A 12,203-nucleotide genomic window follows, 5' to 3' on the forward strand; every position below is an offset into this window, starting at 1 on the left:
GACACCGTCCAGTGAATTTCCGTAGTATATTGATTGAATGACAGTTTTTTTCACTTAGTTTAAATATTGACTAAGTGTATTTTCTCGAAAAATTGGTGGTTAACAGTGAAATCTCCAAACAAAAATATTGCACCGCAGCGCCAGCTGGATCGTATCGATCTGAAAATCCTGCACCACCTGCAAGCCAATGCCCGCATCTCGATGACCGAGCTGGCCGAAACGGTAGGCCTGTCCACCACGCCATGCACCGAGCGGGTGCGTCGCCTGGAGCGCGACGGCGTGATCGAGGGCTACCATGCCCGTCTCAACCCGCAGGCACTGGGCGCCAGCCTGCTGGTATTTGTTGAGATCAAGTTGTCCGCCAAATCCGGCGACATCTTCGACGCCTTCCGCCGCGAGGTACAAAAGCTGCCGGACGTGCTGGAATGCCACCTGGTCTCCGGCGAATACGATTACCTGCTCAAGGTGCGACTGCCGGACATGTCCATGTACCGCAAAGTGCTGGGCGACATCCTGCTCAAATTGCCGCAAGCCAATGAGTCCCGCAGCTACGTGGTGATGGAGGAGGTCAAGGAAACCGCCCTGCTGCCGCTGGGCAACTGACCCGGCCGGCGCACCAAATCGGCGCAAACCATTGTTTGCGCACCGAATTAGCGCCTTGCCAGCACCATCGTCGTACGTCATTTGGCAAAAACACCTATTTGGTGCCTTGCTGGCGGGCTGGCACCGTTATTGCTCATGAATGCCCCAATAACTCGCATAACAGGGACAAACTCATGACCGCCATTACTCCTAATGACGTGCTGTTTCTATTACTAGGCGCAGTGATGATTCTGGCCATGCATGCCGGCTTTGCCTTTCTGGAGCTGGGCACGGTGCGCAAGAAGAATCAGGTCAATGCCCTGGTAAAAATCCTCACCGACTTTGCCGTTTCCGCCATCGCCTACTTCTTTGTCGGCTATAGCGTGGCCTATGGCGTAAATTTTTTTGGCGACGTGAATCACATCAGCCAGTACAACGGCTATGAACTGGTGAAATTCTTCTTCCTGCTGACCTTCGCCGCCGCCATTCCGGCCATCGTTTCCGGCGGCATTGCCGAACGCGCCAAGTTCCACCCGCAATCGGCGGCCACCTTCCTGCTGGTCGGGCTGGTCTATCCGTTTTTCGAAGGTATTGCCTGGAATGGCCACTTTGGCGTGCAGGACTGGCTTGCGGCCAACCTTGGCGCCCAGTTCCACGACTTTGCCGGCTCGGTGGTCGTCCATGCCGTCGGCGGCTGGATCGGCCTGGCTGCCGTGCTGCATCTGGGCGCCCGTCGCGGCCGTTACAACAAGGAAGGACGCATCGCCGCGCACCCGCCGTCCTCCATCCCCTTTCTGGCATTGGGAGCCTGGATTCTGATCGTCGGCTGGTTCGGTTTTAACGTGATGAGCGCGCAGAAAATCGCCGGCATCTCCGGCCTGGTCGCCATCAACTCGCTGATGGCGATGGTCGGCGGCACGCTGACGGCAATGTGGCTGGGCAAGAACGACCCGGGCTTCATCCACAACGGCCCGCTGGCCGGTCTGGTGGCGGTATGTGCCGGCTCCGACATCATGCATCCTATCGGTGCCCTGGTCGTGGGCGGGGTCGCCGGCGCCATGTTCGTGTGGCTGTTCACCCTGACGCAGAACCGCTGGAAAATCGACGACGTGCTGGGCGTATGGCCGCTGCATGGCCTGTGCGGTACCTGGGGCGGCATCGCGGCCGGCATCTTCGGCCAGCATGCACTGGGCGGGGCCGGTGGTGTCAGCCTGGCTTCCCAGTTGCTGGGCTCGCTGGGTGGCATTGCTGTCGGCTTCGGTGGCGGTTATCTGGTCTATGGCCTGCTGAAGAAAACCGTGGGCATCCGCCTGAGCGACGAGGAAGAATTCAACGGCGCCGACTTGTCGATCCACCAGATTACTGCCACGCCGGAGCGTGAAGCCAACTGGTAACCGGTAGAACCTCGCCATGAGTTGGCCGCATGCGGCCAACTGCCGATTGTGCTAGCTGCAGCTACCATGCAACAAGCCGCCCGGTGTGAGTCGCGGCGGCTTGTTGCATGGAGGGTTAGGGTTGTGAGTGTGATTCGAAGCGATGGTCACAAGAACGGCAACGCTGCACAGCTTCCTGCGTCCAGTAGACATGAGTAACTGTCTTGCTGCCATTGCTGTTTTCGCGCTCATAGGTCGAACTACGGCCATTGGCAGACTGGCGGACCAGCGTCCCCCAACTCAGCGGATCGTCACTGATGTCGACCCCTGCCGCACTGGCACCACCGCTCGCTGCGGCTAACGTGGTTGTCGAGTCTTGGTGCGAATAGATAATGCCAAGCTCTTCGAAGTCATGGTCATTCGGCCGCGTACTCTGGTCGCTGCCAGCATTCACACCGGTATTCGAGAAGTAGTCCATACAGCTATTCTGTGAGCTGCCATCGGTGGATTGGTGATCCAGTCCGAAGGTATGCGCCACTTCCTGGCACACCACATGCTGCCTTTCGTTTGGGTTGTTGTACGTCTTCAGATTGAAGTAGGAGTCGTTCATCTTGGCAGTACCCTGGGTAATATGCACCCCACCGGTAATGTTGATCGATGCCAACCCCAGCCAACCGTTGTAGCCGTATTTGCCATTGCAGACCTGGGTAGTGCCAGCCACCATAGAGCACGTACGTTTGCTGGATCGCCCACCGACTAACGACACCAGCAATGGCGTGCTGGCCGAACTATTCCAGTCATTTGCAGCCTGGTTCAAATGAGTGATCCAGTCGACGCTAGTCATATTGTTCCCCACCTTCAAGGTGAAAGAATAGGTAGTGCGTGCCCAGTGATAGCCGCCCCAGGAGTGGGTCGCCTCGCTCACGGCGGGTGCCAGCGCCAAGAGCACCCCCAGCAATACGGCCAGGCGCTGCGGTCTGTATCCGGTAATCAGCATGGTGGTTTCCTTTCAACTCGGCGAGACCGGCAAGCTGCCCGCCGTAATGATTGATTGCCCCTTACTGGATACCTGCCGGCAATGCCGGCGCATAGCCGATTGTTTTTCTTCGTTATAGCGCGCCAGCAGCCAGTCCTGCGCCACAAAAAACATGGCCCGCAGTGCGGGCCATGGTCTGCTGGAAATACAGCGCAGCGTGATCAGTAGTCGTACTCCGGCGATTGCTTGTAATAGTCGAAGCAGCGTTGCAGCTGGGCGCGCTTGCCGGCATCCAGCGCCACGAACTCCAGCCCGTAATTGCAACTATCCTTGCCGTCGGTCTTGCGCAGGATACGGGCAGCGACAGCCAATGGCTCCTGTTCGTCGTAGACCTCGCGCTCTTCATGCGGAATGCGGATCAGCAGATGTACACGCTCGCCCTCCCGTACCTGCAATTGGGCCGGCACACGCAGCTGCATGCCACTCATGCTGAAGTCGGCGGTGGTTGCCAGCTGGCTGCAGTGGCCATCATCCACAGTAACCAGCAGGTTGTGCGCCACCCGCGGCTCGCGACGCAGCTCGTTGGCCGCAGGCTGCGGCTTGGGCGCATCCTCGAAGTGGAAGTTCTGCATGATCTGCCGCAGCCGTTCGGCGACCTGGAACAGATCGGCACTCACCACGCTGGTGGTACGGATCTCGGTGGTATTCATTTCCAGCGTGTGCAGCAGCTCCTGCAAACAGGCTTCCAGATGGCGCAGTTTGCTCATCTGTTGCTGGCTGACGGTAGCAATCTCACCGGCCAGCGCATAGTTGTTGTCGATGTCCTGCATGATCAGGCCAAACACCTGATTGGCACCATCGGCCTTGTCCATGCTCAGGCTGGTGCGCTGGATGATGGCTTCCATCGCGGCCGCATTATCGGCAATCAACCGCGCCAGGTTGCTGATAATGCCATTGATATTGCCAGTGGCCTGCCCGGCACGTTGCGCCAGACTGCGGACTTCGTCAGCCACGACCGCGAAGCCACGGCCTGCCTCGCCGGCGCGCGCCGCCTCGATGGCTGCGTTCAGCGCCAGCAGATTGGTCTGCTCGGTAATGCCGGCGATGGTGTCGGTAATGGCCTGGATCTGGCGGCTGGCCTCACCCAGTGCCTGCATCTGTCTTTCCGCCTGCTGCACTTCACTGACGGCACGCTGCATTTCCTCGATATTGTCGCGTATCGCCGTCACGCCTTGCTCGGCGCGTTGCTTGGCCTGCTCGGCACGATCGCTCACCGCCTGTGACAACTCCAGTACCGAGCTGGTGGTCACCGCCAGCTCGGCAGTGGCGCTATGCACTTCCACCGAGCGCTCCTCCTGCTGGCGTGCAGTACCGGTGATGCGCTGCGAAATCTGGGAAATCTGGTAAGAAGACTGGGCGATTTGCCGCGACTCGACATCGATGCCACGCATATGGCTCGCCAGCGCACTGACCATGCCCTGCATGCTGCCCAGCAGACTTCCTGCCACGCCGGAGCGGTTGTCGATACGGGTATCCAGCCGGCCTTCGGCCACATGGCGAGTCACCTGTACGGCATAGGCAGGTTCATTACCCAGCATGGCAATGAGTTTGCGATAAAGATAGGCACCACTGGCCAGCAACAGCAGCAGCGAGGCGGCGGCACCGCCGGTACTGACCCAGAACATCAGTCCCAGGTGTAATTGCTCATCCTGCCCGGCGGCTGCCGTCTGCTGGTCGAGCTGGGCCGCCAGTTTTTCCAGTTTGTCGCCCAGCGCATCGGTCTGGGCATCGAAACCGCCCGGCTCCTTCATCACGACATTGCCAGCTTCCCTCCCCTGCTGCACATACAACTGGACCATCTTTTCGCCCGTGTCGTACAGCTTGCCGACAAGGCTATCCGCTTCGGCCACGGCATCGCGATATTCCGGCGCCAAGGCTGCCAGGTGGGTCAGCTCTGTCTTGGCCGCATCGCGCTCGGCCCTGGCTTCGTTGAATTCGGCCGCCCCGACGGCTGCCGAATCGGTAAGAAACTGCTGAATCTGCACTACATGGTAACGGACATTCTTGAAGGCCTCGGAGGCCTGCTGCAGACGTTCCTTCTCCCGTGCCGAAACATCAAGCGAGTAATTGCCATACCAGACCACGGCAATGCCGATCAGCATGATCAGCGATACCGCCGTTGCCAGTGTCAGCAACAAGCGCTTCAGGGAAGTAGAGGAACTCAGGGGGGCAGACATAGGCGTGTTCCGTTGACATTGTTGTACTCAATGATACAAACAACGCATTTCCGTTGTTAATTGCGAATTACACATTGCAATTAACATTAAACAATACCGCAACCGCCAGTAGATACCAGCCAGGTTTTTCACGCCTCCGGCTCGTTGTTGCGCCGGGCAACCTCTTCGCCACGCATGCCACGCTTGAAACCGCGCACCGCCGCACCCAGGTCTTCGCCCGCGGTACGCAACTTGCTGCCACCAAACACCAGCAAAACCACCAGCAACACGATCAGCCAGTGCGCCAGACTGAATTCACCCATTTCTGTTTCCTTGCATCACAAAAAAACCACGGAGGCCATGCGGCCAACCGTGGCATCAGCCTGCCAATCAGGCTTTCTTGGCGTAAACGTTACACCAGCCCTTGGCGGATACCAGCTTGCCGCCCAGCATCGGACAGGCGCCAAACGCATCGCCAGCCTTGCCCTGGAAGAACTGGCAATTGCTACAGGACTGGCCGGCCACAAATTTCGGGTGCTTGGCCTTGTCAATCTTGCCAGCATCGGCCACATAGCCCAGCGCTGCAGCAGCCGGGTCTTTCTCGTCAACCTTGGCCGGTGCAGCCAGCGCGGTACGGGCAACGGCCAGGGCAGAAACCACCCCTACACTTTTAATCAGAAAACTGCGGCGAGATTGCATGTTCGACTCCTGTAGGTACCGGCAACGCCGGTGATTGCTGAAAAAGACGGTACAGCCGGCAGCGCTGCTGCCGGAACATCACCCATCGCAGCCGGCATACGGCAGCGGGCGAGGCTGCCAATGTTGCACAGCAGCGCAAAAAAACCTTTGGCCAATCTCAAGCTTTTTACAGAATCGCAGCACACGGCACCATACACCCAAAGTCGTAGGGGCTTGCAGCCCGCGCCGGCATGGCGATAATCGAAAGCTGATTTTCACCCACGAGGCCGTCATGAGCTTGCAATCGGTACGAGCGTTCTTTGCAGAACGCCAACTGGATATCCCCATCATCGAACTGGACACCAGCACCGCTACCGTGGCGCTGGCGGCCGAAGCTCACGGCGTGGAACCGGGCCGTATCGCCAAAACCCTGGCTTTCCGCCTTGCCGACGGCCGTGTGGTACTGCTGGTGGCACGCGGCGATGCCCGCATCGACAACCGCAAGTTCAAGGATGCCTTCGGCAAGGGCCGCATGCTGCCGGCGGAAGAAGTCCACCAGCTGACCGGCCATCCGGTTGGCGGGGTCTGCCCGTTTGGTCTGGCGCAAGCGCTGCCGGTCTTTGTCGACAGTTCGCTGCAGATTTACGACGAAGTACTGCCGGCAGCGGGGGATGTACACACCGCCGTGCGCATCAGCCCTACCCTGCTGGCTGAAGTGGTAGCCGGCGAGTGGGTGGATGTCTGCCAAGAAGCCGCAACACTCGCCAGCGTGTGAAAAACGGGCCGATCACAGCCCTTCCCTCCGCACCAATGTCTAGGCAATCGGCGCTCTTGCCAGCCGGCCAAGCGGCTGGGGTGCTGCTGCCGAATGCCCGGTTGGTGACGGCAGCGTAAAGAAGGCGATGGCTGCCTTCAGCTCGTGCGCCATCTGCTCCAGCTGGCCGGCCGATACCGCAGTCTGCGTGGCCGCGGCACTGGTTTCCTCGGTCATCTGCGCCACCTGCTCCACATTGCCGGCAATGCTGGCTCCTGCCGCCTGCTGCTGCGCCAGTGCCACCGACACCGACTGGATGGCCTGATCGATGCGGCCAACGTTGCCGCTGATACCCGCCACTGCCGCCTGCGCCTGCTGCGTTTGCACCAGCCCGGTTTCCATCTGCGCCACGGTTTGATGAATACCGCCGACCACCTGCTGACTGCTGGTCAGCATTTCGGCAATGATGCCGCTGATCTGGCTGGTGGACTGCGCGGTACGTTCCGACAACTTGCGCACCTCGTCCGCGACCACGGCAAAGCCGCGCCCTGCCTCGCCGGCCCGTGCCGCCTCGATGGCGGCATTCAGTGCCAGCAGATTGGTCTGTTCCGCTACGTCGCGGATCACTTCCACCACGCCGGAAATCTGCTGCGACTTGCTGCCCAGCAGATTGGCCTGTTGCTGCGAATCGCGCACCAGCTGGCTTACCTGCTGGATGGTCTGCAAAGTACCGGCAATGATCTGTTCGCCCTCGCCAGCCAGCTTGCCGGCGCTATCGGCATCGCGCGCCACGTCACGGGTATTGTCGCTGACCGAGGCAATACTGACCGACAGCTGCTCCACCGAGGCGGACATCGCGGCTGCCGAGCGATTCTGCTCTTCGGCCGATACCGCCACCTGCTCCGAGGATGCGGCCAACTCGCTGGCATTGACCGACAAACGGGCAATGACCTGTTCCAGATTCTGCACCAGCCGGCACAGTGCGTGCTGCATCGCCGCCATCGACGCCACCACGCTGCAGTCATCCCCCTGGCGCACCGGCAGCGGCTGCCCCAGATCACCTGCGGCGATACGCCGTGCCAGCAGCACCACGTCCGCCGGCTCGCCGCCCAGCTGCCGCAGCAGGTTGCGGATGATGTACCAGCCCATGCCGCCGCCCAACAGCAACCCCAGCGTCATCAGCAGCACCGAAAGCTGCGCACTGTGCTGCGCCGCCGCCTCGGCGGTTGCATATTGTTCCGCCGCCACCCGCAGCTGCAGTGCGATCAGGGCGGCAATGCGGCCGGATACCGGGTCGATGGCCGGGTACAACTTGCGGTCATTAAATTGCTGCAAGCCGGCTTGATCGTCCGCCTGCGCTAGCTGCTGCAACTGGCCAACTGCGGCATTGGCCAGTTGCATCGCCTGCTCGGTCTCGGTGACCAGTTTCTGTTCTTCATCGGTCAGCAAAGTACTGCGATAAGCCTGCCATTGCTGGTCTATGCTGCCGCGGGCCGCGCCAAGGCTTTGCAGGAAACTGTCGCGGCTGATGGCACCGGCGCGCAGCTTGTGCGCGGCATCGACAATGCTCACCGCGTAGCCGTCCGCCACTTGCTTGAGCTGCTGCAGGGGCACCACGCGATCGTTATAGGTACTGGAATAGTCGGCGAGGATGCGCTGCTGTACATACATGCCGTAGCCGCCCAGTACGGCGGCAATCAATAGCAATAGTGACAACAACAGGCCAAGGCGCTGGCCGATGGTAAGTGAGTGGGTCATGGAGCTTGCTCCGTTGCGGTGGGATGGGATAACGGAAACTGCAATGCATGCCACTTCTAGTTAAACGCCATAACATGACATGTCAAAGACATGTCTGCACCCTAAGTAATTGCACCTAGACCCGGTTTATTCCGGCCAAAAGCATGTGCCACCATTTCTCAGCCCGCTGGTGGCAGCAAATTGTCTATACCGCCAGTGGCAAGCCATTTCCACGGCATAAAATGGCGGCCAACGTCGCCAGCAGGTTGGCCGCAGCTCGGTGACCGATGCAATATTTATTCCGTAAGCATTGGCGATATAAACAAAAAACCCGCACACGGCGGGTTTCCATACGAGCGGCCAACCGCAATCAGGCATAGTTCTGCGGGAACAGCGCGCGCTCGACCGACTCGATCAGGATGTGGATCACCTTGATGTGCAACTCCTGCACCCGGTCGGCATACTGGCCACCCGGGGTGCACACGTCGATGTCCGCCAGCTGGCCGATCACCGAGCCGGGACGGCCGGTCAGCGCCACCACCACCATGCCCATTTCCTTGGCGGCCTTCACCGCCGCCAGCACGTTCTTGCTGCTGCCGCTGGTGCTGATCGCCAGCAGCACATCACCGGCGCCGGCATGCGCTTCCAGGTAACGCGAGAAGATCGCCTCGTAGCCATAGTCGTTACCGACGCAGCTGATATGGCTCGGGTCGCTGATACTGGCCGCCGGCAACGCGCGGCGGTCGTTGCGGTAGCGACCGGACAGCTCCTCGGCAAAATGCATGGCATCGCACATCGACCCGCCATTACCGCAGCTGAACACCCGCTTGCCCTGCTGATACGCCGTCACCAGCGCATCGCCGGCGGCGTCGATGGCAGCCAGCGCTTGCGGGTTGGACAGCAGCGCATCCAGCGCGCTGCGTGCTTCGGTCAGGGTGGCAACGATATGCGGTTTCATGATGTCAGCCTTGTTGGTCTTGATGGGCGGGCATTGTACCCGCCTCGCGCGGCCAGCGCAGCAGCAGATCCTGCCGCAAGCCGACCGCCAGCTGACCGCCGGTCTGCGGTGGCGGAGCCGCGCCCAGCTCGCGCGCGCCCAGCAGCAGCTGCCACGGCGCATCGTCGCCAGCCACCGTCACCTGCCAGCCATCGGCCTGCGGCGCCGTCGCCATCACCGGCCGCAGCGGTTGCCCGGCCCCGAGCATGAATGCCTGCGGCGGGATGGCGTAATGCTCGAACACATTACGGAAGCCGACAAAACGTGCCACCCAGCTGCTGGCCGGCCGCGCCAGAATGTCCGCCGGCGTGCCCTGCTGCACGATGCGGCCATGCTGCAGGATGGCGACCCGCTGCGCCAGGGTGAAAGCTTCGTGCCGATCGTGCGTCACCAGCAGCGCCGGCACCTGCAAGCCGGCCAGATGCCGCGCCACATCGGCCAGCAGCTGCTGCTTGAGATCGGTATCCAGGCTGGAGAACGGCTCGTCCAGCAGCAGCAACTGCGGCCGGCACACCAGCGCCCGCGCCAGCGCCACCCGCTGCCGCTCGCCGCCGGACAGGGTGTGGCAGGCGGCACTTCCGCGCCCGGCCAGACCTACCGCCGCCAGCATCGCCTCGGCCTGCTGCCGTGCGGTGCGGCGCGGGGTGCCGCGCTCGATCAAGCCGAACGCCACGTTGGCCGCGGCATCCAGATGCGGAAACAGCGCGTGATCCTGGAACATCATCGCCAGCTGTCGCCGCTCCGGCGGCAGTGCCAGCAGGTCGCCGCCATGCAGGCTTACCCGCCTGCATATCGTCGCCGGCTTCAGTTGTGTATAAGAGCCGGGCCCCCACCTTGCCGTTACCCAGCCGCTGCAGGAAATACATGGCCTCGCGGGAGACATCGGCGGCCATCGCCGCGCTCAGACTGCTAAACATCTCGCGCGCCTTGTCCTCGTCCGCCGGTGTACCGCCCAGTGGCGACAGATAATCCGGCGCCAGTACCCAGTAACCCGCCAGTGCCAGCCGCCGGGCCACATCGCGGATATGCGGATTCAGGCCGCGGTTCTCGTGCACCAACACGACCCCCGGCATCGATTTACCGGCTGCCAGCGGCCGCACCAGATAGCCGGATAGCGGCACACCTTCGCGGTTGCCGAAGCTGACATCCTCCGCCTTGAGCCGGCTGTCGTCGGGCGCCGTCTCGCCGGCCTGCGCGTAATTGTTTTCCAGCAGCGGCAGCACCGCATAGGCCGCCGCCGCACTCCCCAGCAAGCGCGTCAGCCGGCCGATGAACTCGCGCCGTGACAGCGGCTGGTGGGTATAGCAGTCGTACAGATTGATGACCTCCTGCGACAACTCAGGCGGCGGACATTTCGGCTTCATAGGCAGCTCCTATGCAGACAGACACGTTGGCCGCATCCGGCCGGGCGGATGCGCAATGCAAGCGGCAGCGGCCGCACCGTTTTATAGGAAACCGTGACGGCAAAACGCAATGACAATTGCCTGTTGCGCGCCGCCACCCCCGCGTTGCCGGTATCAGCAAGGCAGTACGGCGGCGGCGCGCCCGGCAAGCCGGCACCGGAACTCGCCGGACAGACCATCGGTCTTACCGGAGTAGCGAATTGCTCGCTGCCTGCCTGACACCAGCAACTCACAGGGGACACATCATGACACCCTTCCTGACGCGCACTACCCTCGTACTGGCGGCCATTGCCAGCCTGTCCGGCTGCGCCGGCATGACCCAGCGCCAGCAGAATGCCGCCATCGGCGCCGCGGTTGGCGGCGTTGCCGGCTCGGTACTGACCAATGGCAGCACCGCCGGTACCATTGGCGGCGCCGCCATCGGCGGCATCATCGGCAATGGCGGCGTGAAATAACCCCCGCCGCCGCCCGCAAACCGCCGCCCACCTATGCGTGGCGGCGGTTTTTGCTTGCCGGCAACAGGCATGGAGAAAGCCGTGCCAGCCGCCATGCAGCATCTATACTGGCGGTAAGCTGCGACGCGACGCCGCGGCTGCGTCAAGGAGCATCGCCATGAGCAAGTCCAGACATAGCACCAAGGAAGCCAAGAAGCCGGCCATGCACACGGCCAAGGAAAAACGGGCCGCCAAGCACATGAAGAAACATGCCGCAGAAATGCCGCCCATCATCGTTCCACACTAAACGCCAGCAGCATGAACAATGCGGCCAACGTTGGCCGCATTTTTGTTTGCCCAGCCGCAAAGCGATGCGGCCAGCCGGCACACCACCGCCAGCAAGCAGCGCCGCAGCGACTACCATCAAGGGTAAGGAGGGACACACCATGAAATGCTGGACTTACGACACCCGCTACGGTCCGTTCGAGATCGTGCCGCTGGATGGCAGCTACCACATCATGCACGAGGGCGAGGCGCTGGGCGCCTACCCCAGCCCGGAAGCCGCCGCCAAAGCCCTGGCCGCCGGCGACACCAGCTGGCCACCATTCGGCAACCCGCAGGATCTAGGCATCCCCGCCGACCTGCAGCAATGGCATGCCCGGCAGCTGGTTTGAACTAGCGCACACACAGACCCGAGAAGGCAAAAAGGTTGGCCGCAAGTCCACACAGGCTTGCGGCCAACCTTTTTCTCCCCAAGCACCGCAACCAAACCATGCGCCGCCGAACCGACTTAGCCCACACCCGTTGGCGCGAGCCGGGCGAAACGGTGCGCCCCGGGTGTTAAGACGCTGCCTGAGCCGCGCGACGTTAGCGCGCGGTGAATCAGCGGCGCCCGGGGCGTATCGTTTGGCACAGGGTTGTGAGCAGCCGTCGGGTCGCCTTTCTTTGGGTACTTTCTTTTGGCGAGGCAAAAGAAAGTATCCCGCCGCCGCGCGGAAAGCGGCACTTAAACAAACCGCGTAGCGGCACTACAAACAAAACAAGGTTGGCCGC

13 protein-coding genes and 1 pseudogene are annotated in these 12,203 nt (G+C 61.6%); 6 read left to right on the forward strand and 8 right to left on the reverse strand.

What is annotated here, in order from left to right:
* Nucleotides 1-105 precede the first annotated feature (105 nt).
* Both HU218_RS08170 and HU218_RS08175 read left to right on the forward strand, forming a co-directional pair.
* Nucleotides 106-603, forward strand: coding sequence for a winged helix-turn-helix transcriptional regulator (locus HU218_RS08170; RefSeq protein WP_217450754.1), 498 nt, complete (start codon nucleotides 106-108; stop codon nucleotides 601-603).
* A gap of 173 nt (nucleotides 604-776) precedes the next feature.
* Nucleotides 777-1,976 carry an ammonium transporter gene (locus HU218_RS08175; protein ID WP_174874443.1) on the forward strand — a complete coding sequence of 400 codons (1,200 nt, stop codon included), beginning with the start codon at nucleotides 777-779 and terminating at the stop codon, nucleotides 1,974-1,976.
* A gap of 115 nt (nucleotides 1,977-2,091) precedes the next feature.
* On the opposite strand, the gene HU218_RS08180 is transcribed toward HU218_RS08175, so the two are convergent.
* The 4 genes from HU218_RS08180 to HU218_RS08195 all read right to left on the reverse strand — a co-directional run bounded on the left by HU218_RS08180 (nucleotide 2,092) and on the right by HU218_RS08195 (nucleotide 5,846).
* Nucleotides 2,092-2,952 (reverse strand): hypothetical protein, encoded by an 861-nt coding sequence (locus HU218_RS08180; protein WP_174874444.1) that lies wholly within the window; start codon nucleotides 2,950-2,952, stop codon nucleotides 2,092-2,094.
* Between the two features lie 200 nt (nucleotides 2,953-3,152).
* Entirely contained in the window at nucleotides 3,153-5,168 is a 2,016-nt protein-coding gene (locus HU218_RS08185) for a methyl-accepting chemotaxis protein (RefSeq protein ID WP_174874445.1), read from the reverse strand.
* A 128-nt stretch (nucleotides 5,169-5,296) separates the two neighbouring features.
* On the reverse strand, nucleotides 5,297-5,470 hold the full coding sequence (gene tatA / locus HU218_RS08190; RefSeq protein WP_174874446.1) for a twin-arginine translocase TatA/TatE family subunit: 174 nt from the start codon (nucleotides 5,468-5,470) through the stop codon (nucleotides 5,297-5,299).
* Nucleotides 5,471-5,537: 67 nt separating this feature from the next.
* Entirely contained in the window at nucleotides 5,538-5,846 is a 309-nt protein-coding gene (locus HU218_RS08195) for a high-potential iron-sulfur protein (RefSeq protein ID WP_174874447.1), read from the reverse strand.
* Between the two features lie 271 nt (nucleotides 5,847-6,117).
* Here HU218_RS08195 and HU218_RS08200 point away from each other — a divergent pair, with 271 nt between their 5' ends.
* Nucleotides 6,118-6,600: a YbaK/EbsC family protein gene (locus HU218_RS08200; RefSeq protein WP_174874448.1), complete on the forward strand. Its 483-nt coding sequence runs from the start codon at nucleotides 6,118-6,120 to the stop codon at nucleotides 6,598-6,600.
* 39 nt (nucleotides 6,601-6,639) lie between these two features.
* Here HU218_RS08200 and HU218_RS08205 read toward each other — a convergent pair whose 3' ends face one another.
* The 4 genes and pseudogenes from HU218_RS08205 to HU218_RS17185 form a co-directional block, all read right to left on the reverse strand.
* Nucleotides 6,640-8,337: a methyl-accepting chemotaxis protein gene (locus HU218_RS08205; protein ID WP_174874449.1), complete on the reverse strand. Its 1,698-nt coding sequence runs from the start codon at nucleotides 8,335-8,337 to the stop codon at nucleotides 6,640-6,642.
* Between the two features lie 349 nt (nucleotides 8,338-8,686).
* Nucleotides 8,687-9,274 carry an SIS domain-containing protein gene (locus tag HU218_RS08210; RefSeq protein ID WP_174874450.1) on the reverse strand — a complete coding sequence of 196 codons (588 nt, stop codon included), beginning with the start codon at nucleotides 9,272-9,274 and terminating at the stop codon, nucleotides 8,687-8,689.
* Between the two features lie 4 nt (nucleotides 9,275-9,278).
* Nucleotides 9,279-10,196, reverse strand: a complete 918-nt coding sequence (locus HU218_RS08215) for an ABC transporter ATP-binding protein (protein WP_174874451.1) — start codon at nucleotides 10,194-10,196, stop codon at nucleotides 9,279-9,281.
* Nucleotides 10,195-10,677 (reverse strand): annotated as a pseudogene (locus tag HU218_RS17185) (dienelactone hydrolase family protein); the annotation flags it as partial. The gene HU218_RS08215 and the pseudogene HU218_RS17185, both read right to left, overlap by 2 nt.
* A 284-nt stretch (nucleotides 10,678-10,961) precedes the next feature.
* On the opposite strand from HU218_RS17185, the gene HU218_RS08225 reads away from it, so the two are divergent.
* From HU218_RS08225 to HU218_RS08230, 3 genes are all read left to right on the forward strand, one after another.
* Nucleotides 10,962-11,171, forward strand: a complete 210-nt coding sequence (locus HU218_RS08225) for a glycine zipper 2TM domain-containing protein (protein WP_174874452.1) — start codon at nucleotides 10,962-10,964, stop codon at nucleotides 11,169-11,171.
* A gap of 157 nt (nucleotides 11,172-11,328) precedes the next feature.
* A complete protein-coding gene (locus HU218_RS17030; protein WP_281357137.1) occupies nucleotides 11,329-11,457 on the forward strand; it encodes a hypothetical protein in 129 nt (42 codons plus the stop codon).
* 139 nt (nucleotides 11,458-11,596) lie between these two features.
* Nucleotides 11,597-11,824, forward strand: a complete 228-nt coding sequence (locus HU218_RS08230; RefSeq protein ID WP_174874453.1) for a hypothetical protein — start codon at nucleotides 11,597-11,599, stop codon at nucleotides 11,822-11,824.
* Nucleotides 11,825-12,203: the final 379 nt, after the last annotated feature.

The organism is Vogesella oryzae (assembly GCF_902829295.1).
In the GTDB taxonomy this organism is placed as follows: domain Bacteria; phylum Pseudomonadota; class Gammaproteobacteria; order Burkholderiales; family Chromobacteriaceae; genus Vogesella; species Vogesella oryzae.

What these genes read in the sequence shown, in the direction of transcription:
- HU218_RS08175 (WP_174874443.1), top strand. Translation starts at nt 777, where the DNA reads ATGACCGCCATTACTCCTAATGACGTGCTGTTTCTATTACTAGGCGCA.
- HU218_RS08180 (WP_174874444.1), bottom strand. Translation starts at nt 2,952, where the DNA reads ATGCTGATTACCGGATACAGACCGCAGCGCCTGGCCGTATTGCTGGGG.
- HU218_RS08185 (WP_174874445.1), bottom strand. Translation starts at nt 5,168, where the DNA reads ATGTCTGCCCCCCTGAGTTCCTCTACTTCCCTGAAGCGCTTGTTGCTG.
- tatA (WP_174874446.1), bottom strand. Translation starts at nt 5,470, where the DNA reads ATGGGTGAATTCAGTCTGGCGCACTGGCTGATCGTGTTGCTGGTGGTT.
- HU218_RS08195 (WP_174874447.1), bottom strand. Translation starts at nt 5,846, where the DNA reads ATGCAATCTCGCCGCAGTTTTCTGATTAAAAGTGTAGGGGTGGTTTCT.
- HU218_RS08200 (WP_174874448.1), top strand. Translation starts at nt 6,118, where the DNA reads ATGAGCTTGCAATCGGTACGAGCGTTCTTTGCAGAACGCCAACTGGAT.
- HU218_RS08205 (WP_174874449.1), bottom strand. Translation starts at nt 8,337, where the DNA reads ATGACCCACTCACTTACCATCGGCCAGCGCCTTGGCCTGTTGTTGTCA.
- HU218_RS08210 (WP_174874450.1), bottom strand. Translation starts at nt 9,274, where the DNA reads ATGAAACCGCATATCGTTGCCACCCTGACCGAAGCACGCAGCGCGCTG.
- HU218_RS08215 (WP_174874451.1), bottom strand. Translation starts at nt 10,196, where the DNA reads ATGTCTCCCGCGAGGCCATGTATTTCCTGCAGCGGCTGGGTAACGGCA.
- HU218_RS08225 (WP_174874452.1), top strand. Translation starts at nt 10,962, where the DNA reads ATGACACCCTTCCTGACGCGCACTACCCTCGTACTGGCGGCCATTGCC.
- HU218_RS17030 (WP_281357137.1), top strand. Translation starts at nt 11,329, where the DNA reads ATGAGCAAGTCCAGACATAGCACCAAGGAAGCCAAGAAGCCGGCCATG.
- HU218_RS08230 (WP_174874453.1), top strand. Translation starts at nt 11,597, where the DNA reads ATGAAATGCTGGACTTACGACACCCGCTACGGTCCGTTCGAGATCGTG.